The 24,171-nt window shown below is 62.5% G+C and carries 22 protein-coding genes; 20 read left to right on the top strand and 2 right to left on the bottom strand.

The genetic code is table 11. The features are described 5' to 3' along the window. Positions 1-223 precede the first annotated feature (223 nt). The 14 genes from AC5WNI_RS07320 to AC5WNI_RS07385 all read left to right on the top strand — a co-directional run bounded on the left by AC5WNI_RS07320 (position 224) and on the right by AC5WNI_RS07385 (position 15,700). The gene (locus AC5WNI_RS07320; RefSeq protein WP_368448914.1) at positions 224-2,053 is read left to right on the top strand and encodes an aminoglycoside phosphotransferase family protein; all 1,830 of its coding nucleotides are present in this window, start codon (positions 224-226) and stop codon (positions 2,051-2,053) included. Next, entirely contained in the window at positions 2,046-2,948 is a 903-nt protein-coding gene (locus AC5WNI_RS07325) for a GAK system ATP-grasp enzyme (RefSeq protein WP_368448915.1), read from the top strand. Before AC5WNI_RS07320 ends, AC5WNI_RS07325 begins: the two co-directional genes overlap by 8 nt. After that, positions 2,945-4,138, top strand: a complete 1,194-nt coding sequence (locus AC5WNI_RS07330; RefSeq protein ID WP_368448917.1) for an HprK-related kinase B — start codon at positions 2,945-2,947, stop codon at positions 4,136-4,138. The genes AC5WNI_RS07325 and AC5WNI_RS07330 overlap by 4 nt, the downstream gene beginning before the upstream one ends. Positions 4,139-4,140: 2 nt before the next feature. Further along, positions 4,141-5,133, top strand: coding sequence for an NUDIX domain-containing protein (locus tag AC5WNI_RS07335; protein ID WP_368448919.1), 993 nt, complete (start codon positions 4,141-4,143; stop codon positions 5,131-5,133). A gap of 98 nt (positions 5,134-5,231) precedes the next feature. Continuing rightward, positions 5,232-5,972 (top strand): histidine phosphatase family protein, encoded by a 741-nt coding sequence (locus AC5WNI_RS07340; protein ID WP_368448921.1) that lies wholly within the window; start codon positions 5,232-5,234, stop codon positions 5,970-5,972. A gap of 259 nt (positions 5,973-6,231) precedes the next feature. Beyond that, positions 6,232-7,524 carry a metallophosphoesterase gene (locus tag AC5WNI_RS07345; protein ID WP_368448923.1) on the top strand — a complete coding sequence of 431 codons (1,293 nt, stop codon included), beginning with the start codon at positions 6,232-6,234 and terminating at the stop codon, positions 7,522-7,524. Positions 7,525-7,544: 20 nt separating this feature from the next. After that, positions 7,545-7,826, top strand: coding sequence for an amphi-Trp domain-containing protein (locus AC5WNI_RS07350; RefSeq protein WP_368448925.1), 282 nt, complete (start codon positions 7,545-7,547; stop codon positions 7,824-7,826). 167 nt (positions 7,827-7,993) lie between these two features. Beyond that, positions 7,994-8,971: a class A beta-lactamase gene (bla, locus tag AC5WNI_RS07355; protein ID WP_368448927.1), complete on the top strand. Its 978-nt coding sequence runs from the start codon at positions 7,994-7,996 to the stop codon at positions 8,969-8,971. A gap of 195 nt (positions 8,972-9,166) precedes the next feature. After that, a complete protein-coding gene (locus AC5WNI_RS07360) occupies positions 9,167-10,273 on the top strand; it encodes an NADH:flavin oxidoreductase/NADH oxidase (RefSeq protein ID WP_368448928.1) in 1,107 nt (368 codons plus the stop codon). Between the two features lie 447 nt (positions 10,274-10,720). Continuing rightward, positions 10,721-11,593, top strand: a complete 873-nt coding sequence (locus AC5WNI_RS07365) for a DMT family transporter (protein WP_368449849.1) — start codon at positions 10,721-10,723, stop codon at positions 11,591-11,593. Between the two features lie 302 nt (positions 11,594-11,895). Continuing rightward, a complete protein-coding gene (locus tag AC5WNI_RS07370; protein WP_368448930.1) occupies positions 11,896-12,852 on the top strand; it encodes an NAD(P)-dependent oxidoreductase in 957 nt (318 codons plus the stop codon). Positions 12,853-12,992: 140 nt separating this feature from the next. Further along, complete coding sequence (locus AC5WNI_RS07375; protein WP_368448932.1) at positions 12,993-13,742, top strand: class II aldolase/adducin family protein; 750 nt, start codon at positions 12,993-12,995, stop codon at positions 13,740-13,742. 84 nt (positions 13,743-13,826) lie between these two features. Further along, a complete protein-coding gene (locus tag AC5WNI_RS07380) occupies positions 13,827-14,501 on the top strand; it encodes a TetR/AcrR family transcriptional regulator (RefSeq protein ID WP_368448934.1) in 675 nt (224 codons plus the stop codon). 2 nt (positions 14,502-14,503) lie between these two features. Then, positions 14,504-15,700 (top strand): pyridoxal phosphate-dependent aminotransferase, encoded by a 1,197-nt coding sequence (locus AC5WNI_RS07385; protein ID WP_368448936.1) that lies wholly within the window; start codon positions 14,504-14,506, stop codon positions 15,698-15,700. A gap of 106 nt (positions 15,701-15,806) precedes the next feature. Here the strand turns inward: AC5WNI_RS07385 and AC5WNI_RS07390 are convergent, their stop codons facing one another. Together AC5WNI_RS07390 and AC5WNI_RS07395 are read right to left on the bottom strand one after the other, a co-directional pair. Beyond that, on the bottom strand, positions 15,807-16,025 hold the full coding sequence (locus tag AC5WNI_RS07390) for a TIGR02450 family Trp-rich protein (RefSeq protein ID WP_368448938.1): 219 nt from the start codon (positions 16,023-16,025) through the stop codon (positions 15,807-15,809). A gap of 42 nt (positions 16,026-16,067) precedes the next feature. Further along, complete coding sequence (locus AC5WNI_RS07395; RefSeq protein WP_213114123.1) at positions 16,068-16,973, bottom strand: LysR family transcriptional regulator; 906 nt, start codon at positions 16,971-16,973, stop codon at positions 16,068-16,070. Positions 16,974-17,359: 386 nt separating this feature from the next. Here AC5WNI_RS07395 and cuyA point away from each other — a divergent pair, with 386 nt between their 5' ends. The 6 genes from cuyA (at position 17,360) to AC5WNI_RS07425 (ending at position 24,121) form a co-directional block, all read left to right on the top strand. Further along, positions 17,360-18,373 carry a D-cysteate sulfo-lyase gene (gene cuyA / locus AC5WNI_RS07400; protein WP_213114124.1) on the top strand — a complete coding sequence of 338 codons (1,014 nt, stop codon included), beginning with the start codon at positions 17,360-17,362 and terminating at the stop codon, positions 18,371-18,373. A 128-nt stretch (positions 18,374-18,501) separates the two neighbouring features. Beyond that, entirely contained in the window at positions 18,502-19,818 is a 1,317-nt protein-coding gene (hisD, locus tag AC5WNI_RS07405; protein WP_495929002.1) for a histidinol dehydrogenase, read from the top strand. A gap of 9 nt (positions 19,819-19,827) precedes the next feature. After that, positions 19,828-21,036, top strand: coding sequence for a DegT/DnrJ/EryC1/StrS family aminotransferase (locus AC5WNI_RS07410; RefSeq protein WP_487886163.1), 1,209 nt, complete (start codon positions 19,828-19,830; stop codon positions 21,034-21,036). A 168-nt stretch (positions 21,037-21,204) separates the two neighbouring features. Beyond that, positions 21,205-22,143 (top strand): TRAP transporter substrate-binding protein, encoded by a 939-nt coding sequence (locus AC5WNI_RS07415; protein WP_495929004.1) that lies wholly within the window; start codon positions 21,205-21,207, stop codon positions 22,141-22,143. A 135-nt stretch (positions 22,144-22,278) separates the two neighbouring features. Continuing rightward, on the top strand, positions 22,279-22,836 hold the full coding sequence (locus AC5WNI_RS07420; RefSeq protein ID WP_487886165.1) for a TRAP transporter small permease: 558 nt from the start codon (positions 22,279-22,281) through the stop codon (positions 22,834-22,836). Between the two features lie 4 nt (positions 22,837-22,840). After that, positions 22,841-24,121 carry a TRAP transporter large permease gene (locus AC5WNI_RS07425; protein ID WP_495929005.1) on the top strand — a complete coding sequence of 427 codons (1,281 nt, stop codon included), beginning with the start codon at positions 22,841-22,843 and terminating at the stop codon, positions 24,119-24,121. Positions 24,122-24,171: the final 50 nt, after the last annotated feature.

Genomic DNA, 24,171 nt, shown 5'->3' on the forward strand with positions numbered 1-24,171 from the left:
AGGCTGATTTGGTCCCTTGCGCTACTGTCACCGAATCCGGTCTTGCCCAGCTATAAGCGATACGTCTAGTGGGAAGCGTCTGGAGGGTGGAATTCATTGAAGGAGAATGTTTCTGGTCGGCCGTGAGCGAAATAGATGATTGATCCAGCGTGTGTCGCTGATTGTCATCTTTGCGTGGAATACTGGGATATTGGGATGATTCCCCAGTGGATGGAGAGATGGCATGGATCAGGCCTGGCCTGAAAGCACGCGCGACAATCTTCGATTTCTGTGTTCGGAAGTGGATAGCCAATATGGCTGGCTGCAGGCCTTCGTGTCCGCGCCGACGGCGGCCATGGCGCGCAAGCAGCTGGAGCGCCAAGGGTACGCCGAGAACCTCTCCCAGCGTATCGAACAGGCATGCCCTGAAGCCCGAAACCACAAGCGCTCGCACGCGCGGGCCCGCTTTCAGCAGAGCCTGGTCGAGGTCGCCAGTGGTCTGGCACGGCTCAGTGAGCTGGCGCGCAGTTGTCTGGAGCAGCTGATTCGTGTCGATGATGTCCAGCTGGTCGATGATGTCGTGCTGGTCAAGTCGCTGCGCCGTGTGCGTCGCGGCATTCTGCGCAGCGAGATGTCGCTGGAGAACGGCTCCTTGTCCCTGGCCCTGAAGCTCGCGCGCAGTCGCGAGAAGCTGAAGCGGGACAGTGAAGGCCGCATCCGGGCACTAACCGGCCAGCTCAAGAAGAAGCGCGCTCCCGCCGAAGACCTGACACATCTGCTGTTCGTGGCCCGTGAAATCAGCCAGATGGGCGAGGTGCTGGGGCAGTTGGGTGAGGCGGTTATCTCGGCAACCCTCGGTCAGTCACTCAACTTCGAGCGCTATGCCTCGCTGACGCACCTGGTCAATGAACTCGGCGATGGCAGTCAGACGGCGGGCGAGATGCGCGTCGACACTCTGGCCGAGACACGCTCCGGCAGCCGGATCTCTGGGATTGCCAGCGAGAAGCCCATTGAGAGGGCTGTTGAGAAGGTCAGTGACAAGGGCAAGTCGGCCAACGACAAGCAAAAGGGCAGCAAGAACAAGGCGAGCGAGTCAAAGGGCAGCAAGTCAAAGGACCGCAAGACTGACGCGAGCAAGTCCAAGGGCAGCAAATCCAGGGACCGAAAGCCAACCGGTGATCTGCCGCTGACCTCGCCGGAGTATCTGGCCATCTTTAAGGATGGCCTGGGGCGCAAGGTCGAGGAGGAGCGGCAGGGCGTCGAGCGCTGGCACGACATCTATCCCGGCATCGCCCCCCGCATCCTCTCGCATCATCAGCAGGGCGACAGCGCGGCACTCTTGATCGAGCACCTGCCGGGCATGACCCTCGAGCATCTGTTGATCAACGAATCGTCACGCCTCAATCGTACTGCCCAGCAGGCGCTGGTCGAGACGCTACACTCGGTGTGGACCACCACCCGCCGCGACAAGCCGGTCACTGCAAGACACATGCGCCAGCTGCTCAAGCGGCTGAGTGATGTCTATCAGATCCATCCGGAATTTCGCCACTGCGGTTCCTCGCTGTGTGGGTGCGAGATGCCCTCGTTGGAAGCGTTGATTGAGCAGGTCGCAGGTCTGGAACGTTCGCTCGAGGCTCCCTTCGCCGTCTATATCCACGGCGACTTCAATGTCGACAACATCCTCTTCGATCCGGCGAAGCAGAGCATCCGCTTCATCGATCTTCACCGCTCGGCTTATCAGGACTATGTGCAGGACGTGTCCGTGCACATGGTGTCCCATTACCGTCTTCAATTGACGGATGCGGCGCTGCGGGCCCGTATTCTGGCGCTGGCCCTGAGTTTCGGTCAGCAGATGCGTCGCTTTGCCCATGAGCAGGGCGATACCACCTTTGAATGGCGTCTGGCACTTGGCCTGGCGCGCTCCTTTACCACCTCGACACGTTTCATCCTCGACGCCGGGCTGGCAGGGCGCATGTTCAACCGCGCACGCTTTATACTCGAGCATGTGCTTGGCGCCGACCCTGAACGGCCGGCCGATTACCGTATTCCCCTAGAGGAGTTGTTCGTTGACTGATTTCAAGATTGGCGTCGTGGGTATTCCCGGCAAGTGGTCGACCGAAGTGCTGGCGGATGCCATCGAAGCACGGACGGGCTTTCGTCTCGTGATCGACATGGCGGCTGTCTCGCTGGACCTGACCCGCAACTGCCTCGAATTCCATGACTCTGCCGGGGCGCGTCATGACCTGACCGAGCTGGATGCCCTGATCGTCAAGAAGATCAGCGCGGAATATTCTCCGGGCAGCCTGGACCGCCTGGAGCTGCTGCGTGTCGCCGAAGCCAGGGGTGTGCGCGTCTTCAGCAGCGCGGAGAGCATGATTCGCCTGATCGACCGCCTGAGCTGCACCGTCACGCTGGCCAATGCCGAGATACCGATGCCGGCCACGCTGGTCACCGAAGACGTGGCGGCGGCCTGCGAGGCCGTCAAGCGCTTCAAGGCCGCCGTCTTCAAGCCGCTTTTCTCCACCAAGGCACGGGGCATGTGCATCATCGAGGACACTGGCGATGATGCCGCGCTGGAAGCTGCCGTGCGTGAGTTCGCCGCCGAGCACCCGATGATGTATCTGCAGCAGCGCCTCGACCTGCCGGGGCAGGATTACGGCATGGTCTTCGTCGGTGGCCGTTATCTGTGCAGCTACGCCCGTGTCAGTGGGGGCGATGCCTGGAATACCACCATCCACGCCGGTGGCAAGTACGCGCCCTTCGGGCCCTCCGAGGAGCTGATTGCGCTGGCGCAGCGGGCCCAGGCACCGTTCAAGCTCGACTTCACCACCGTCGATGTCGCGCTGACCGATGATGGCCCGATCATCTTCGAAGTCTCGGCCTTCGGTGGCTTCCGTGGGGCGCTGGAAGGTGCCGGTGTCGATGCGGCGGCCGCCTATCTCGACCACGTGATGGAGTGTCTGGCATGAGCGCGACAACCTGTGACAGCCCGGGCAGCCTTGCCACGCTGCCCTTTGCAGAGTGGACGGCCTATGCCTGCTTCACGGCGCTGACGCCGTCGCGTCAGTGGCTGAGCGAGGCGCTGCTGTTCGAGGTGGATGACTTTCGCCTGTGCGTGATGACGGACATGCCTGGGCTGCTGCAACGACTGGCGACATATTTTCGCCATTGCTCGCGCATCGTGGCGCTCGACAATGTGCCGGGGGGAATCAAGCTCGTGCATGTGCTGAATGCGCCGGCACTCAAGGACACGCCAGCGGCAGCGAGACTCGGCATCGTGCCCGAGGCCTTTGTCGATTGGTTGCCGGAGCGCGGCAAGACACGCCGCAAGGACGCCATCATCGACCTGGCCGATGGACGCCTGATTCACAAGGTGCGCACGGGCATGGCCTTTCTGCGCAGCAACGACCACAACCTGGCGTTCGGGCCCTGTGAAGACAACGAGAGCCAGGTGATCAACTTTCTGCTCAATCTGCATATGTCGCACCTGCAGCAGAATGACGGCTTGATCTGTCACGCCTCAGCGCTGTCGAAAGGTGATCGCGCGGTGGCCATCGCCGCCTTCTCGGGCGGCGGCAAGTCCACCACCATGGTGAAGGCGCTCGATAATCCCGAGTTCGACTTCATCAGCAATGATCGGCTGTTCCTGGACCGGTCGGGGCGGGAGGGAACGCTGCGTGCCCGCGGCGTCGCCAAGTTGCCACGCATCAATCCCGGCACCATGCTCAACAATCCGCGTCTGCGCCCGCTGCTGGACCCCGCGCGTATCGCAGGCTATGAAGCGATGCCCCAGGAAGCGCTGTGGGACCTGGAAGAGAAGCACGATCTGATCATCGAGGACGTCTACGGCCCCGGGCGTATCCGTGCCAGCGGTGAGCTCGCGGCCATGGTGATACTCAACTGGACGCGCGGCAGCAAGGCGCCGCTCGAGGTGCGCGAGGTAGAGGTCAGCCGCAACGAAGCACTGATACGCGCGGTGATGAAGACACCGGGGCCCTTCCATCAGCAGCGGGATGGCCGTTTCGTGCCTAATGGCGCGAGCCTTGATCCCGCGCCGTATCTGAAGCGCCTGGCGGGGATCCGCGTGCTTGAGGTGACCGGGCGCGTGGACTTCGCCGCGCTGGTCGAGAATCACCTGACCCCCTTGCTGGAGGCTTGAACATGCGTCGTGAACTGCTATTGATGCGCCACGCAAAGTTGGACTGGTCAGTGGCAGCTGACGACTTTCATCGTCCGCTCAAGGAACGCGGCAAGCGGGGCGCCCAGCGCATGGGGGCCTGGCTTGCCCAGGAAGCGCTGGTGCCGGATGCCATCCTGAGCTCGCCGGCCCTTCGGGCGCGCGCCACGGCGGAAAAGTGTGTCAAGTCGATGGGCCTCGGCGTCGACATGATTGAGCTCAAGCCTGCGCTTTACTGCGAGGACGAGGCGCCGCTGCTCAAGACGGTTCGCGCCTGCCCGGACAGCGTGCAGCGATTGATGATCATCGGCCATAACCCGGCATTGGAAGATGCGCTGGTGTGGTTGACCGGCAAGCGGCCACGCCCGCCCAATGAGACCAAGCTGCTGCCGACGGCAGCGGTGATCAAGCTGAGCTTCGAGGGGCGCTGGGAAGACCTGCGCTCCGGCCAGATGAGCCTGGAGCTGATCCAGCGTGTGCGTGCCTTGCCGAATGGCTTTCCTTGGCCATTCCCGGACGGTGAGGAGCGCCGCGAGCGCCCCGCCTATTACTACCGCCAGTCGGCCGTACTGCCTTGTCGCCTGCAAGGCGAGGGCGATGATGCCCGGTGGGAGGTGCTGTTGATCGGCTCTTCCTCCAACCGTCACTGGAGCCTGCCCAAGGGAATCGTCGAGCCGGGGCTGAGTCCGCTCGAGTCCGCGCTCAAGGAAGCCCGCGAGGAAGCAGGCATCGAGGCAGAGGCAATGGACAACGCAGCGTTGGAATTCAGTTATGAGAAGTGGGGGGGCCCTGTCGCTGCCAGTCTGCACGCCGTGAGAGTCGTACACGAGCAGGAAGAAAGCGAGCGGGAGGAACCGCATCGCAGTCGGCGCTGGGTGGCGGCGGAGGTCGTGCCGAGCCTGTTGAAGAATCACGAGATGGGGCACGCCGCCATGGCACTGCTGGCAAGGCTTGAGCCGTCGCGCCAGGCGAAGTGATCGCCTGGACTGGCGCCACTGGTGCGGTACGTGTCGGCGCATGACGAGGACCGCCAACATGAATCATTACCGAATGAAGACGGGAAGAGCGACGGCCGATGACTGATGAACCGACAATCCGACGTGTGGCATTGATTCGTCATGCCGACTATCACCAGCAGATTGATACTCCAAGCGCACTGCAGCCGTTTCCCTTGACCCGGCGCGGTGAGCGTCAGGCGTGTGAGGGAGCCGAGGAAGTGCTGACGCTGTGTCAGACACATGGCTGGCAACCGGCCAGCACGGTACATGCCTCCAGCTTGTTGCGTGCCTGGCAGACGGCGCAGGTGATGAACGAGGTCATGGCGGACAGGACGGGGCGTGAGTTCTCGCTCATGACACACGATGCCCTGTGGGAACGCAGTCTGGGCAGCGCCGCCAATCTGACCACGGCACAGATCGCCGAAGCGGTGCGTCATGACCCGCGCGTGGATTTCCTGCCGGCCGACTGGAAATCCAACAGCCATTTTCGTTTGCCGCTGCCGGGGGCTGAATCCCTGATGCAGGCCGGTCAGCGCGTGGCCGACTTCATTGCGTCGTTGCCGGCTTCCCCATCATCTACTGCCTCGGCTCCCACATCAGCCCTCACATCGGGCGCCACGCTGACACTGATCGTCGGCCATGGTGCGGCGCTTCGGCATGCGGCACATCTGCTGGGAGTGCTGGACTTCGATCAGATTGCCGGGCTGAGCATGCATCATGCGCGGCCGGTGGTCATCGAGGAACATCTGTCTGGGTCATGGCGGCATGTGGCTGGCGAGTGGAAGGTGCGCCAGCGTCACGAGCCCGCGCAGGACTGAGTTGGCGGCCAGCCGGCGGAGTGCTGCGGAGCCGGAGGGGGCGGAGTCATTGACAGCAAAGAAGCAGCCCTACGCACCAGCGCGATGCGAGCCTGTCATCTTTCTGCGATCAAACGGTCATAAGCTTGTCGCACTGTGCTCGTGACCTCATCCCACACTGCGCATACCTCAGGCAGGTCTTCAAGGAGCGGCAAGACGCTTGCTTGCCACAAGCCGGTGAGTTCAACGAGGCAGGCAGATGCCACAAGGAGATGACCCAATGACCCTCAGCCCCACCATGAGCGACGCCGTACCGCGTTACCGAGGCCCGACGCGTTATCTGAAGGCGCTGCCCTGTCACGCGGCTCAGTGGCCCGAGACACATCAGCACCTGCGCGCCGGTGACAAGGTGTCCTGCGCCGCTCGCAAGCTGGGCAGCAAGGACTGGCCACGCCGCGATGTCATCTTCATCTCCGATGCGCATGCCGACGCGGAAGCCTTCATCGCATCTCTGGTGGCCAGTGGCGGCGTGCGCCTGACCTCACGGGACAACCTGGTGTTGACGGCGCGGGGCAAGCGCAGTGTCTTCGTCATCGGCGGTGACTGCCTCGACAAGGGCCCCAGCAATCTGGAGCTGCTGGAAGCCTTGCGCACCTTGATGCGCAGCGGGGCGCGTCTCAAGTTGCTGGCGGGCAATCACGACATGCGGCTGATGCTGGCGCTGATGCGGCTGAGTCATGATGATTCGGCGCGGACCGATCATCTGTTCGTGCGCATGGGCGCCAAGGGGCTGGCGCTGCTCAAGGAAGTCTTCGATCACTACCTGGCGGACAGACCTCGGGCGATGAAGAGCATTCCCTCGCGAAGTGAGTGTCGTCGGCGCCTGTACCCGGGGCCGGACTGGGCAGAGCAGTTTCGCAAATCGGCAGGCCATGTGCTCAAGGGGGAGGCGCTTGAGAAGGAGATCACTCGCCTGAGCGCCAAGGCCGATGGCTTCGAGCATACCTGTGAGAAACATGGCCTCTCGTTGCGTCAGACCTATGCCGCCGCGCTCAAGGCCCACGAGCTGTTTCTCAAGCCCGGCGGGCGCTTTGCCTGGTTCTTCGACGAGATGCGCCTTGCCTATCGCAGTGGCGCCTTCCTGCATGTCCATGCAGGCGTGGATGATGCCTTCGCCAGACGACTCGGCCTCCAGAAGGTCTCGCAGGTCAATCAGGAATTCCAGCGCATCCTGCGCGAAGACCCGTTTACCTTCTATTACGGTGAGCTGGCCAATGTACTGCGCACCAAATATCGCAAGGGTGACATGGTGCTGAGCGCCACCGGCGTCAAGTCCCTGCACAAGGTCGGCATTCGTGCCGTGATGCATGGCCACGTCAATCATCAGGCGGGCCAGCAACTGGGCTGGCGCCATGGGCTTCTGCATATCGAGGGCGACGTCACCCTGGATCGCAATTCGCGCCGAAAGGAAGGGCTGGATGGCGTGGGCATGGGGGCGACGCTGATAGAAGCCTGTGGACGTATCGTCGGTATCAGCAATGACTATCCCGAGGTCAAGGTCTACGCGCCTTGAAACACGCACAGGAGAGGCTGGTGAAAGACGAGAAGCAGGACAAGTCGCTGTTCCGACATGAATCATTGCAGTCCATCGATGGCGTCCAGGACATTCTCAAGGCGATCATCAAGGGGCTGGGCAAGGGACTTTTGTCATTTCGCGATGAGGACGGCGAGATACGGCTGGCACCGCGCGGCTTGATGACCCTCAAGATCACGGCGCGGCGGGAGGATGACCATCATCGTCTTGATATTCGCCTGTCATGGCATGCTAGGCCCGGTGCAAAGCGCAACAAGACGCTCAAGGTGCTTGATGAGTGAGGGCATCGTGCACTGGCATTGATCCAGATCAAGTCTCTGCCAGTCCGCGGCCCGTAGTGAGATGGCCGGCATGTCCGCGCTTAAGCGGCTATGTTACATGTAGCATTCTGCATATTAGTTGTGTCTGCTGCGACACGACCGCTCCTCATGATCAGGACATGTCATTGATGCCTTCATCCCCTCAGCGCCTGTGCGGTGCCGATCACCGCTCGTCTCCATTGCACTCTTCCAGCTTTGCGGTAAAGCTTGCTGTCAGGCCTTCAAGGTGCTGGAAACAGTGGCTGGCCGCCGCCGCGCTTGCCTGTCTGCCGCTGAGCGCACAGGCCGCTGACAAGCCGCTCTCGGCGTCGGCCATTCAGGCCATTGAATCAGAGGTCGGCGCGCGAATCGGCGTCACCGTTCTGGATACTGCCGATGGCACCCGTTTCAGCTGGCGGGGGAATGAGCGCTTCCCCATGAGCAGCACCTTCAAGGTGCTGGCCTGTGGTCATCTGCTCTCTCGGGTGGACGAAGGCCAGGAATCGTTGTCACGCAAGATGGCGATTCGCCCGGCGGATCTCGTGACCTACTCCCCTATCACCGAGAACCATACCCAGGATGGCGGGCTGACGCTTGAGGCGTTGTGCCATGCAACTATCACGACCAGCGACAATACCGCGGGTAACCTGATTCTCGACGCTCTGGGCGGCCCTGCCGCACTGACGGCCTATCTGCGGCGTCTGGACGATGACAGCACGCGGCTGGACAGACGTGAAACGGCGCTCAATGAGGCCACTCCCGGTGACCCGCGTGATACCACCACGCCACACGCGATGGCTGCCAACCTGCAGCGATTGCTGGTGGGGGATGCGCTGAGCGAGCCATCGCGCCTTGCACTGCAGGGCTGGATGCTGGCCAACACCACCGGGGATGACAAGCTGCGGGCGGCCTTGCCCGATGACTGGCAGATCGCGGACAAGACCGGCGGCGGGGGATATGGCACCAACAATGACGTTGCCATCCTGTGGCCACCGCTGCGTGCCCCGTTGATCGTGGCGGTCTATCTGACCGAAAGCGAGGCTGATCTGGCAGCGCGCAATGCCGCGATTGCCGATGTCGGGCGTCTGCTGGTCGAAGAAGTGCTGGAGGGCGAAGCGAGTCGCTGATGATGACGTTCCAGCAGGGCTTGCGTGAAGGATAGGCAACTCAGCGTTGCCGTCATTGCGGCCAACTTGCGCTTGTGGTGCCTCCCCGGTGCCCGCATTGTGCTTGCACTGCGTTGGCAATGTCAGCACGGCCTTCTCTCCATGTTCGCGCCTGCGCCTTGCCGAACCCGCCCTGTCTGCATCCAGAGGAATTCCATGTCCACACTGTTTTCACCGCTTGCCCTCGGCCCGCTCACGCTGGACAACCGCATCATCATCGCGCCGATGTGCCAGTACTCCGCCGAGGAAGGGCAGATGCAGGCTTGGCATGACCAGCATCTTGGCAATCTCGCCCAGTCCGGGGCCGGGCTTCTGATCTTCGAGGCCAGTGCCGTCGCCCCGGAAGGGCGCATCACCCACGGCGATGTCGGACTCTACGATGCGGCATGCCAGCAAGCCATGCAGGGTGTCGTCGAGCGTATACGTCGCTATTCGCCGATGCCGCTGGCGGTCCAGATCGGTCATGCGGGGCGCAAGGCTTCCTGTCAGAAGCCCTGGGATGGTGGCGCTGCCATCGCGCCCGGCAACGAAAACGGCTGGCAGGTACTCGCCCCCAGCGCGATTCCCTTCAGCGAAGGCGGGCCGTTGCCCGAGGCGATGAATGGCGAGCAGATCCGCCGCACCATCGCGGACTTTGTGGCGACGGCGCAACGCGCCGTCGACATCGGCCTGGATGGCATTGAGCTGCATGCGGCGCATGGTTATCTGCTGCACGAGTTCCTGTCGCCCTTGAGCAATCAGCGCGACGATGACTACGGTGGCTCGCTCGAGAATCGCATGCGTCTGACGCTTGAGGTCTTTGACGCCGTGCGGGCCGCGATCCCGGAGCACGTGATGCTGGGCATCCGGATCAGCGCGACGGACTGGGTCGAAGGCGGCTGGGACCTCGAGCAGAGCATCGAACTTGCCAAGGCGCTGGACCGTCGTGGCTGCCACTATCTGCATGTCTCCAGTGGCGGGCTCGGCGCGCAGCAGCAGATTCCGGTAGAGCCCAATTATCAGGTGCCGCACGCCGAGGCCCTGAAGGCGCAGGTGAAGATGCCGGTGATCGCCGTTGGCCTGATCACCGATCCGCAGCAGGCCGAAGACCTACTGGCGAACGAGCGTGCCGATGCCATCGCGCTGGCACGTGGCATCCTCTACGACCCGCGCTGGCCGTGGCACGCGGCTGCTGCGCTGGGGGATACCGTCAAGGCCTCGCCCCAGTACTTGCGTTGCCAGCCGCATGGCCTGAAGTCGCTGCTCGAGAATCAGCAGGACTGAGCCGTGTGAAGAGACATTAAGGACTGACGCCCGCGTTCACGAGCTCCTGCTCGCTGATCGCGGGCGTCTTGCTGTGCGAGACCTGACTTGAAGTTCGGTCTTTCCTTGACGTTCAGATTCGAGAGCGCCGAGCGCCGAGCGCCGAGCGCCTGACGCCATATCTTTCGTCTAACAAGAGCGCTGCCAGCGCATCACTCGAGTGCCGGATAACGCGGCTTTGCGCCATCATGGGGGTTCTGGAACGCGTCTTTGCGGCAATCGCGCCTGTTTCACCTTCAGCACAGGGTGCAAGACTTGATGGCGTGTTGGTGGGACGATGCCACCGATGATCAAGCAGAGCCGCTATCTGCCGTGGGGTGATGTTGCAGCGCGATACGCGCTTGATCTTGGCCGCCAGACCGCCTGGTGAATGTGACTTGAAAGACCAAGGGGGGCTGAGTGGACAATATGCGTGGCAGTGCTTTCATGGTCATCGCGATGGCAGCATTCGCGGTGGAGGATCTGTTGTTCAAGTTGGCGGCGGGGTATACCTCGACCGGTATCACCCTGATGCTGTTCGGCCTCGGCGGCATGCTGGTCTTCATGCTGTTGACCTGCCTGCGCGGCGAGTCTCTCATGCCTGCGGCGATCTTCTCGCGTCCGATTCTTTTGCGTGTCATCTGTGAAATCATCGCCCGCAGCAGCTTCGCCCTCGCCATCACCCTGATGCCGCTTTCCACTGCCTCCACCATCCTGCAGGCGACGCCGCTGGTCGTGGTGGCCGGGGCCGCAATGTTCTTCGGGGAGCGCGTCAGCCGCAAGCGCTGGTTGGCAATCGGTGTCGGCTTCATTGGCGTGCTACTGATCGTGCGTCCCGGCCTCGACAGCTTCAACATGACCTCATTGTTTGCGGTGATCAGCACGATCGGCTTCGCCGGACGGGATCTGGCGACGCGCGGCGCGCCGGCGTCGTTGTCCAACGTCCAACTCGGCATCTACGGCTTTCTCGCCCTGATTCCGGCGGGGGGGCTGATCGCTCTCTACCAGCAGACCCCGATTGTGTATGTCCCCGAGGCGACTTGGCTGATCGTGGGTGCCGTGATACTCGGGGTCATCGCCTACAACGCCTTGACGATTGCCATGCGCAAGGGCGAGGTCTCGGTGGTCACGCCATTTCGTTATACCCGCGTCCTGTTTGCCTTGGCGCTCGGGGTCATGGTGCTGGGGGAAAGCCTCGATGCCATGACCTTGCTGGGCGCCGCCATCGTGGTCGCAAGCGGTATCTACATCGTCACTCAGGGCAAGCAGCGCCCGCCAGTGGCGAAGGTGGCCTCGTTGTGAATCCCCTCGCTGCTATCAGGCTGGCAGCGGCAGGCTGTCATCACCGCTGACGCCAGCTTGGACCATCGACCAGATGACACATGTGAAAGGAGAGGCGCTTGCGCCTCTCCTTTTGTCGTTGTGGCGCGCATTTTTCATCCAGAACAGTGCGGTGACGGCAAAACCCCATCGATCAAGGCATTGGCAAGGCGATGAGGGAGCAGGGGAGCACGTGACGGTTGGCAGTAGTTATACGAGTGTGCAATAGTGAGGGTAAATCCATGGCAACCCACTCGCTGCCAGTCGTGTCACAAGGAGAGCCAATGCCAAGCCAAGCCCCGATACTCGGTGTCTACCTGAGTGAAACATTGGATCTGGATGCCTGCTATGGCGAGGCGCTGCGTCAGCTGGGCGATGATGTGGTGCTGCGTCGACCGCATGAGATCGAGGACCCCACGGAGGTCGCGTTCGCCATCTGCTGGCAGCCGGGGGAGGATGCCTTTGCGCTGTATCCGAATCTTCGGCTTGCGATGTCGATTGCGGCGGGAGTGGATGCCTTGCTGAGTCATCCAGGGCTCTTGGCCGAGGTGCAGATCGCACGGGTGCGCGATCCGCATCAGGCGTATCTGATGGCCGGTTTCACAGCGCATGAAGTACTGCATCGCGAGCGCGAGTTTGCCGTCATGGCCGACAATGCCACACGTGGCGAATGGCAGCCTTTGGCAATGCGCGCGCCAGAGAAGGCTAAGGTGGCCGTGCTGGGGCACGGCAGTATGGGGCGCGCCGTGGTCACTTCGCTGTCGACCCTGGGGTTCTCGGTGACGGTCGCCTGTCGCAGCGAACCGGCCGCGCCGGTGTCGGGCGTGCATTACCTGACCGGTGACACTGCCATCATGGCGGCGGCCGACGGTGCCGATTATCTGATCAATATCCTGCCGCTGACCCCGGTGACCGAGAACGTGCTGAACGCTGCCTTGTTCGCCCAGCTGTGTCGTGGCGCCTGGCTAGTGCAGATCGGTCGCGGTGAGCATCTGGTGGAAGCGGACCTTGAAGCCGCGCTCGACTCCGGGCAACTGGCAGGCGCGACGCTGGATGTCTTCCGCGAAGAACCGCTGGCGCCCACTCACCGCTGGTGGCAGGACGCTCGCCTGCGCATTACGCCGCATGTGGCCAGTGACTCGCTCCCCGAGGTGGTGGCCGAGCAGGTGGTGGCCACGGCGCGTGAGTTGCGCGATGGCCTGCCGCTCACGCTGGGCGTGGATCGCCAGCGCGGCTATTGAGGGCCGCAGCGCTTGAAACCCGCAGCGATTGAGGTCCGCGTCGCTTGAATCCCGAAGGTGGACGCTTCAATGCTTCTCAAGGCTCAGCCGAGCCTTTCTCGACCCCAGACAGCGACATTGTGACCATAGGAGACAGCAACATGCCGGCATCGACCATGAGTGACACTGAGTGGCAAGCACGCCTGGACCTGGCGGCCTGCTACCGGTTGGCAGCGCACTATCGCATGACCGACCTGATCTACACCCATATCACGGCGCGGGTGCCGGATGAGGAAGGGCATTTTCTGATCAATCCCTACGGCTGGCGCTGGGAGGAAATCACGGCGTCCTCGCTGGTCAAGATCGACGTCAACGGCCAGAAGGTCGATGACAGCGCCGCGCGGGTCAATCCGGCCGGTTTCACCATTCACTCGGCGATTCATGCGGCAAGTCACTCAGCCAGCTGGATCATGCATACCCATACGCGCGCCGGTGTGGCGGTGTCGAGCCTAGAAGAAGGGCTCTTGCCCCTGAATCAGATCGCCCTGCAGTTCCATGGCCGCGTCTCCTACCACGATTACGAGGGTATCGCGCTGGATCTGGATGAACGCGAGCGCATCGTGGCAAGCCTTGGCGACAATCCTGCGCTGATCCTGCGCAATCATGGCCTGCTGACCACCGGCGCCTCTGCCGCCGAGATGTTCAACAACATGTTCTATCTCGAGCGCAGCTGCGAGATCCAGGTCGCGACCCTATCCATGGGCCAGCCGGTGCGCCGTCTCTCGCCCGAGATCTGTGCGCATGTAGTCGGCCAGTACGATATGGCCATCCATGAGGATGGCGATCTGGCACTGGAATGGGATTCCCATCTGCGTCTGCTGGAGAGCCTTGGCAGTGACTATCGTCGATAAGCCGTCCCTCGATGCGCGGCCGCTGTCACCTGAGAGAGAGGCAAGTGCGGCAATCCGGGCGTTGAGTGAAGGAGAGACACCCAGATGAGTCGCAAGGCATTCCAACGGCTTTCCCAGGATCAGCGCCGTCGTGACCTGCTGGAAGCCACCCTGAGCTGTGTCGCACAGCATGGTCTGGCCGGCGCCAGCGTGCGCCGCGTGGCGGAGGCTGCCGGGGTCTCGCCAGGACTGATTCGCCACCATTTCGGCACCAAGGACGACATGGTGCGGGCCGCCTACGCCTACATGATGGGCCAGCTGACCTCCGATATCGCCGATGCCAGCCCGGCCAGTGATGAATCCCCGGCGTGTCGTCTTGCGCACTTCATCGCGGCGAGTCTCACGCAGCCCAACCTGGCCGCCCACAAGATCTCCCTGTGGGCGACCTTCATCGGCCGGGTGCGCCACGATGCCAGCTATTCGGCGGTGCACCAGGAAACCTATCGCGAGTTTCTCGACCTGCTCGCCCAGCTGGTCCAGCCGGTACTGAATGCCCACGCGCTGCCCGCCACCGAGAGCGATTGTCAGGAGCTGGCGATCGCCCTCAATGGCTTGATCGATGGCCTGTGGCTGGAAGGCGGGCTGGAACACGGCCTCTATCCGGTCGAGCGGCTGCCCGCGATCGCCATGCGGGCGGCAGAGGGCATTCTGCGGCTGCCACAGGGCACTTTGCTTGAGCACGTCGCTGTCACGACATCACCCCCACCTCACAGGAGTTGAGCATGCGCTACGCCACCATTACCGAACGACTGAGTGATCTGGGCGGTGACAAATGGGCCGTCCACAGCGCTGCCCGCCAGCGTATCCAGGCCGGCGAGCCGATCATCGAGCTGACCATCGGGGAGCCGGATATCGCCACGCATCCGGCCCTGGTCGAGCACTGTGTCGAGGCGTTGCGCGCTGGCCGTACCCGCTATTCCGATGGCCGTGGCGAACCGGGGCTGGTCGCGGCGCTGGCCGAGCGCTACGCAGCACGCATGCCCGAGATCAGCGCAGACAACGTGCTGTGTTTCCCCGGTACGCAGACGGCGCTGTTCGCTGTGATGCTGGCGCTGGTGGAGGAGGGGGCCGGCGTGCTGACCGGCGACCCCTACTACGCCACCTATGAGGGCGTGATCCGCGGCGCCGGCGGTGATCTGCAGCCGGTACCGCTGCGCATGGAGCATGGCTTCGTATTGCAGCCGGAAGATCTGGCCGCGGCCATCACGCCGCAGAGCCGTGTGTTGCTGCTCAATACCCCGCACAACCCCACCGGGGCGGTGATGGACCGAACGACCCTCGAGCACATCGGTGCACTATGTCGCGAGCATGATCTGTGGATCGTCTGTGATGAGGTCTATGAAGCGCTGATCTTCACGGGCGAATTCGTCTCGCCGCTGGAAATCGAAGCCCTGCGTGAGCGCACCGTGGTGGTGTCTTCCATCTCCAAGAGTCACGCCGCTACCGGCTTTCGCAGTGGCTGGGCCATCGGCTCCGCTGAATTCTGCCGTCGGCTGTTGCCGGTCTCCGAAACCATGCTGTTCGGCAACCAGCCCTTCATCGCCGACATGACCGAGGCCGCACTGCGCGGGAATTTCGATACTACCGAGCGTCTTCGCGAATCACTTGGACGTCGCGCGCATCTGGTCCACGAGGCGCTTGCGGCCATCCCGCAGCTGTCCTCCAGCCTGCCCCAGGGCGGCATGTTTCTGATGGTCGATGTCTCACGCACTGGCCTGGACGGTGAGCAATTCGCCTGGCGGCTGCTGGAACAGCAGCAGGTGGCGGTAATGCCCGGCAGCGTCTTCGGCGATTGCGGTACGCCACTGGTACGTGTCGCCCTGACCGTGCCGGATGACACCCTGCTGGAAGCGGTGCAGCGCATGGCGCTACTGTGTGATCAGCTCGAGGCCGCCGCAGTGATCTCAGATGTGACCTGAGGCTCGGCCTCGTCGGTACCGGGACTATCGAGCGATTCATCAGGTCAACGCAGACACGCCGCCCTCGGGCGGCGTGTCTGCGTTCAGCGAAGCGTGATTCACAGCGTCATTTCCAGCCCATCTGCCAGACATCATCTGCCTTGAGCTCGCGCCAGGCGAGGGTGTAATCCCTGCGTGTCAGCACCGCCTGCAGCACGACCTCGACCACATGTTCGTCCTGCTCATCACGAATCAGGCGCGTGACGATGAAATGGCGTTCACGCTCCCGGGGCGACACGGCGGTCCACTTGCTCTGCAACAGTTTCTCGGGGTTGATGCGATTCATAGTGGGCTCTTGGAAATGAAAAGTGATGAGAGGCTCACGATGTCATACGGCAGGCGGGCTCTCCTTGAGCAGTTGCCATAGTGCATCGGTCGCTGTGCTGTTGTTGTCATTGCGGCAATAGCAGGCTACCTCAAGGGTCGGGCCGCCCAGATCATCCAGCAGCGATACCAGCCTGCCGCTCTCGAGATCATCCTCGATCAATCCATGGGGCAGCCAGCCAACCCCCAGTCCGGCCATCACCAGTTCACGAATGCCCAGCGTGAAGGAGGTCTCGCAGATGATGTCGATGTCCTGGGCGCGCTGCAGATCCATCAGGTAAGGCGAGGCCAGAATCTGGCCCAGAAAGCTTTCCGGATCATAGGCGATCAAGGGCAGGCGTTGATCACTGCGTGGCAGGTGCAGGGGGCGACCCAGGGTATCTGGGGCACACACCGGCAGCAGGCGCTCCAGCCCCAGTGAGAGGCGATTGATACCGCAATTTCCCTCGAAGACGGGCGCGCCTTGAAGCTCGGAGCACAGCAGCAGATCGGCCTGCCCGTGATCGAACAACTGAAGGCATTCACTGCGGTCCAGCGACTTCACCTGCAGTCCGGCGTCGGGGGAGTTGTGCCGGAAATAGCGCAGCAACCGCGGCAGATAGCTGACGGTGAGGGTGTGCTGAGTGGTGATGATCGCCTTCGGCCCCTGGCGGGCCTCGCTGCGTAGCCGGCTGCGCAGCGTGTAGAGCCGCGCCAGCCATTCCCGCATTTCCTGCTCATATTCCAGCGCGTGCTCGGTGAGGATCATGCGCTGCGACTGGCGATAGACCAGCTCGACCCCCAGCCACTCCTCGAGCTGCCGTATTCGGCGCGAGAAGGCGGGTTGCGTTACGTTGCGTCGCTCGGCTGCCAGCGAGAAGGTCCCGGCCTCGATCAATGCGAGAAAGTCTTCGATCCATTCGATCTTCATGCGTCGCCTGAGGAGATGTCGGTTGTTGTTGGAGGTTGGCCATCATGCACCGCTTTCACATTGTGGTGAAGCCTGCAGCGACACCTGTGGACATGGCATGACGCTGACCGGGTGCCCCATGAGAACGGGGCTTTCGGACAATGGATATGACTGCCAGTCGGCGTTGCGGACATGTCGATCTTCTCGATATCTGAATTCGATCAGAGGATGGCACTGGCCATGCAGAAAAGTAACAAACTTTGAGAAACATGGCATTGGGACTGGCGAGATTCGCGGCTTACTGTTGTGAAGACCGCTCGGCGGCGTGCCGGAGTGATGTCACACATTCGACGAACGTCGTTATGAGAGTAATCCCTATGACAACAATGACTCGCTTGGAGGCTCGTATGCATCTGTCCCGTTTTCCCCGTGTTCGCCTTGGTCACCTCTCGACTCCGCTGGAGCCGATGGACAACCTGAGCAAGCTGTTGGGTGGGCCGCGTCTCTGGATCAAACGTGATGATTGCACCGGGCTTTCCACCGGTGGCAACAAGACCCGCAAGCTGGAATTTTTGATGGCGGACGCGCTGGAGCAGGGCGCCGACACGATCATCACCCAGGGCGCTACCCAGTCCAACCACGCGCGTCAGACCGCTGCCGCTGCCTGCAAGCTGGGCCTTGAGTGCCACATCCTGCTGGAAGACCGTACCGGCAGCGACGACCGCAGCTACAACTACAACGGCAACGTCTTCCTCGACCAGCTGCATGGCGCGACGGTCGCCAAGCGTGAAGGTGGGGCCGACATGGCCGCCGAGATGGAAGCGCTGGCCGACAAGCTGATCGGCAAGGGCAAGAAGCCTTACATCATCCCGGGGGGTGGTTCCAACGAGATCGGCGCGCTGGGTTACGTGAATGCCGCCCTCGAACTGCTGTCCCAGGCCAACGACATGGGCCTCAAGATCGATCACCTCGTGCACGCCACCGGCAGCGCCGGTACCCAGGCGGGTCTGGTGACGGGCCTGACCGCGTGCAACTCCGGCATTCCGGTACTCGGCATCGGCGTACGGGCACCGAAGGACAAGCAGGAAGGCAATGTCTTCGCGCTGGCACAGAAGACCGAAGCCAAGCTGGGCCTGTCTGACGTGGTCAAGCGTGAAGATGTCGTCGCCAACTGCGATTACGTCGGTGAAGGCTACGGCATTCCGACCGAAAGCATGATCGAGGCCGTTACGCTGCTGGCTCAGCAGGAAGGCATCCTGCTGGACCCGGTCTACTCCGGCAAGGGCATGGCCGGTCTGATCGACCTGGTGCGCAAGGGACACTTCAAGGAAGGCGAGAATGTGGTCTTCCTGCACACCGGCGGTGCCGTGGCTCTGTTCGGCTACCCGGATGCCTTCAACTTCGCGGATTACCAGGCCTGATAGCGTTTGCGGCCAGTGATGCGCCTCGCCTGATGACAGCGGCGTGACTGGCGCATCCCGTAACGACACGCTCCCGGGCCCAGCTGGCAAGGGAGCGTGATGATCACAGCAGTTTTCGGGGAATCACTATGACAATCAGACACCTCAAGCTGGCTGAAGCGGCCGACGGCGTGGCAGAGGAAGATCAGCGCACCACGGCCATCGTCCAGGACATGCTGCAGGACATTCGCTCGCGTGGCGAAGACGCCGTGCGCATGTATGCCGAGAAGTTCGACAATTGGAGCGGTGATTTCGTCCTCAGCGAGGAAAAGCTGGCCACGCTGATCGAGAGCGTGCCGCAGAGCGTCAAGGACGATATCGATTTCGCCCATCGCCAGATCCGTCGTTTCGCCGAAGCGCAGCGCGACAGCCTGACATCCTTCGAGATCGAGACCGAGCCGGGTGTCGTGCTGGGGCAGCGCGTGCTGCCCATCGATGCCGCGGGTTGCTACGTGCCGGGCGGACGCTACGCGCATGCCGCCTCGGCGCTGATGAGCGTCGCCACGGCCAAGGCCGCCGGCGTCAAGCACATCACGGCCTGTTCGCCGCCGCGCGGCGACAGCATCAATCCGGCCGTCGCCTACGCCATGCATGTGGCTGGCGCCGACCGCATCCTTGAGATGGGCGGCGTTCACGCGGTCGCCAGCATGGCCTACGGCCTATTCGGCGGGCGCGAAGCCGACATCCTCGTCGGCCCGGGCAATGCCTTCGTTGCCGAAGCCAAGCGTCTGCTGTTCGGCCAGGTCGGCATCGACGTCTTTGCCGGCCCTACCGAATCGGCGGTGATCGCCGACCACACCGCAGACCCGATGACCATCGCGGTGGATCTCGTCTCCCAGGCGGAGCACGGACCGAACTCGCCGGTCTGGCTGTTCACCACCAGTGAAGAGGTCGCGCGCCGCGTAATCGAGCTGGTGCCGCTGGTCGGCAACGACATGCCCAACGCCGAGGTCATCCACGCCGCCTGGCGCGACTACGGCGAAGTCATCCTGTGCGACACCCGCGAAGAAGTGGTCCAGGTCAGTGATCAGTACGCCTGCGAACACCTGCAGGTGCTGTGTGAGGACCTGGAATGGTGGAAGCAGAACCTCAGCAACTACGGCTCTCTGTTCCTGGGCGAAGGCAGCACCGTCACCCACGGTGACAAGTGTTCCGGCACCAACCACATCCTGCCGACCAAGCGCGCCGGTCGCTACTCCGGCGGTCTGAATGTCCACAAGTTCATGAAGGTTCTGACCACGCAACAGCTCAGTGCCGAAGCCAACCTCAAGTTCAGTGCCATCGGTTCGCGCATCTCGCGCACCGAAGGGATGGAAGGCCATGCGCGTGCCTGTGACTGGCGCCTCACCAAATACTTCCCCGAGCAGGATTGGGATTTCCCCGTCTATGCCCAGAAGCGGTATTGAGGAGGCCACATGCGTCGTTTTGCCAAGTCATTCACCCAGCAGGAAGCCATCTCCGACACCGCCATCGAGGCTGCCGTCGCCGTGATGCGCAGTGGTCGCCTGCATCGCTACAACCTGGCGGAAGGCGAGCAGGGCGAAACGGCGCTGCTGGAGCAGGAATTCGCGGCGAGTCTGGGCATCCCCCACGCACTCGCCTGTGCCTCCGGCGGCTATGCCCTGCAGCTGGCGCTGCGCGCCTGCGGACTCGAGGCCGGTGACAAGGTGCTGTGCAACGCCTTCACCCTGTCCCCGGTGCCCGGCAGCATCGTCGCCGCCGGTGGCGAGCCGGTGCTGGTGGACATCCTCGAGGACACCACGGTCGATCCGGAGGATCTGGCGCGTGCGGCAGATCAGAGCGGGGCCCGTTTCTTCATGCTCTCGCACATGCGCGGCCATATCGGCGACATGCACGCGATCATGCAGGTCTGCGACAGCCGCGGCATCACGGTGATCGAGGATTGCGCGCATACTATGGGCGCGAGCTACGACGGCAAGCCCAGCGGCACCTTCGGCAAGGTCGGCTGCTACAGCACCCAGACCTACAAGCACGTCAATTCCGGTGAAGGTGGCCTGCTGGCGACCGCCGATGATGAGGTGATGCGACGCGCCATCATCCTGTCGGGCTCCTACATGCTGTACGACCGCCACCTGGCGGCGCCGGCCGCGGAGAGCTTCGCCGAGACGCGCCTGCAGACCCCCAACATGAGTGGTCGCATGGACAATCTGCGTGCTGCCATCCTGCGTCCGCAACTGGGGGAGCTGGCAGAGCGTCGTGAGCGCTGGAATGCCCTCTATGCCCGCATGCAGGACCGGCTCGAGGCCATGGCGGGCGTCACGCCCATCCTGCGTGGCCCGCTGGAAGGCTACGTCGGAAGCTCCATCCAGTTCACGCTCGCGCAGTGCTCCCACGAGCAGATCGCCGCCTTCATCGCAGGCTGTGAAGCGCGTGGGCTACCGGTGAAATGGTACGGCAAGCCGCTGCCGGAGGACTACACCAGCCGCTACGACAGCTGGGCCTATCTGGGCGGCCATCGTGCTGTGCCCAATGCCGACCGGGTGTTGGCGACGCTGTGTGATCTGCGTCTCCCGCTGACCTTTGACGTGCAGGACTGTGAGGTCATCGCGGACTTGATCCAGGACGCTCTGCACAGTGCACGACCTGTCTCGACCGTCGCGTGACTATGCCCGGCGGCGGCACGTGACGGGGATGAACCCATAACGATAACGCTTTGAAAGCCACATGATCTTCAATCCGTATGTCCTGGTGACAGGCCATGCGGACCCGCAACCAGTGGAGTAATAACAATGTTCAATAAAGCTCTCTTGGCAACCGCAGTGATGTTGGCGATGTCAGCGACCGCTCAGGCGAAGACCTTCAAGGTTGGCATGGGCGATCCGATGGATTCGGATCAGGGCGCGCTTGCACAGCGCTTCGAGGAACTGGTCGAGGACCTTTCCGATGGCGAGATGCAGGTGGAGTTGTTCCCGGGCGGTCAGCTGGGCTCCGAGACCGGCATGATCCAGGACACGCGCATCGGCAAGCTGGACTTCGCGCTGATCGGCGTCGGCAACCTGACGCCCTACGCGCCGCGCCTCGGCGCGCTCACCATGCCCTATGCACTGCGTAGCCATGCGGATGCCGTCAAGGCCACCACCGGCCCGCTGGCGGATGAATGGAACCAGATCGCCGAGAAACAGGCCGGCGTCCATATCGTCAGCTGGCTGTATTCCAACTTCCGTTATCTGACCAACTCCAAGCGTCCGGTGACGTCGCTGGAAGACCTTGAAGGCATGAAGATTCGTGTGCCGCAGAACAAGATCATGCTCGCCACCTATCAGGCTTGGGGCGCCAGCCCGATCAGCATGTCGTGGCCAGAAGTCTTCACCGGTCTGCAGCAGGGCGTGATCGATGGCCAGGACAACCCGGACATCGTCAACTACACGATGAAGTTCCAGGAAGTGCAGAAGTATCTGACCGAGGTCCACTACCAGTATTCCCTGCAGCCGATCGTCATGGGGGTGCGTACCTACAACAAGCTCTCTGACGAGGAGCGCGAGATCATCGATCGCGCCGGCCTGGAAGCCCAGCTCTATGCGCTTCAATTCCAGCTGACCGAGGCCTCTAAGGCGCGTGCCGGCATGGAAGCGGAAGGGGTGCAGTCCGCCCAGCTGACCGACGAGGACAAGTGGATCAGCATTGCCAAGGAAAAAGTCTGGCCGCAGTTCTATGAAGAGATCGGCGGCAAGGAATCCTTCGACGAATTGCAGAAAGCATTGGGCCACTGAGCCCGAGTGGGCGGGGACGCTCGCGGCGACAGCGTGATTGACGCCTGAGCGATCCCCGCTGCGTTCAATGCTATCGAGCAGGGATACCAGACAGTGCTGGTATCCCTCTCACAGTTCATCGTGAAGGAGGCTCGCATGTTGGCCAGATTGAACAATATCGAGGATTACGCCTGCCGCTTTCTGCTGGCGGTCTTCGTACTCCTGCTGTTTTCCCAAGTGGTATTGCGTGTCGTGTTCGGTATCGGCATGGCATGGATGGAAGAGCTGGCACGCTACGCCTTCGTCTGGTTCGTTTTCCTGGGGGCTGCACACGCGGCTCACCTGAGTGCTCACAATCGGCTGCAGACCCATATCAATCTGCTGCCGCGCAAGGTGGCCAACGCCATTCTGTTGTTCGTCGATCTCATCTGGGCGCTCTTTAGTTTGATCATCGCCTACAAGAGCCTGGATCTGATCGGGCTTCTCATCGAGTTTCCCTATGAGTCACCGGCGCTCGGCTGGTCGCTCGCCTATGTCTATTACATCTTCCCCGTGGCCTTCACCTTGATGGCCTTTCGCGTATTGCAGGTGCAGTTCCTCAAGCTGGTCAGAGGCATCGAGCCCGGCAACGTGGATGACGAGGAAGTGAAGCGCATCACGGAAGCGGCCCCAGATGCCGCCGATGATACCCGCACCGCCAAGATGGGAGGCTGATGCCATGGCCGCGACTATTCTGTTCTCTCTGTTCGGTGCACTGCTGTTTCTGGGCTCACCCATCGTCGTTGCCCTTGGGGTGGCGTCCATGGCGGTCTATCTCGTCAATGGTGATGACATCACCTCGCTAGTGGAGCTGGCGTTCTCGTCGATCAACTCCTTCCCGCTGATGGCACTGCCGTCCTTCATTCTAGCGGGCGCTCTGATGGGCGATGCCGGCATCGCGCGGCGTCTGATTCGTATCGCCGAAGAGCTGGCGGGCCCAGCCGCAGGTGGCCTGGGGGCGGCAGCGGTGATGGCCTGCATGTTCTTCGGCGCCATCTCCGGCTCGGGTCCGGCGACCACGGCGGCCGTGGGCATGCTGGTGATTCCGGCGATGATCGAACGTGGCTACGGCCGCAGCTATCCGGCGGCGATCACCGCCACCGCTGGCGGACTGGGCGTCGTGATTCCGCCCAGCATGCCGTTGGTCATCTACGGGGTGACCGCCAACGAGTCGATCTCGGCGCTGTTCATGGCGGGTGTCATTCCGGGCATCTTGCTGGGGGCGGCCCTGATGATCGCCAACTACATCACCGCCAAGCGCAACGGCTATCAGGCCCAGGGCGAGCCGTACGACAAGGCACGTGTCTTCAAGGTGCTCAAAGAAGGCTTCTGGTCACTGATGGCACCGGTGGTCATCCTCGGCGGCATCTACAGCGGTCTCTTCACACCGACCGAAGCCGCCGTCGTCTCGATCTTCTATGCGCTGTTCGTCGGTGTCTTCATTCACAAGGAGTCCTCGCTGCTGGGCTTGAATGAAGCCTTCCAGAACACGACCTGGCTGACCGGTCGCGTGCTGATCATCATGTTCACCGCCACCGCCTTCGGTCGCATCCTGGTGGAGCACCACATTCCGGCCATGATCGCCCAGGGCATCCTCAACATCACCGACAGCCTGTGGCTGGTGTGGGTGCTGGTGATCGCCTTCCTGCTGATCGTCGGCATGTTCATCGAGATTCTGGCCACCATCATGATCGTCACGCCAGTGTTGTTGCCGGTGATGGTGGAGCTGGGCGTCGACCCGGTGCACTTCGGGATCGTGCTGGTGGTGAGTCTCGGGATCGGCTTCTCGACCCCGCCACTGGGCGAGAACATGTTCATCAGCTCCAGCATCGCCAACGTGTCCATCGAGAAGATCTCGGTGCGGGCGCTGCCGCTGGTCGGCACCATGGTGCTGATCGCCTTGCTGCTGGCCTTCGTGCCGCAGCTGACGATGTGGCTGCCGGACATGATGGGCTTCTAGCGGCGCAGCGGAGGGTAAACACAGCCCTTCGTGAACAGTGCCTCATGAAA

This window comes from Cobetia sp. PDI-12MA, from assembly GCF_059507695.1.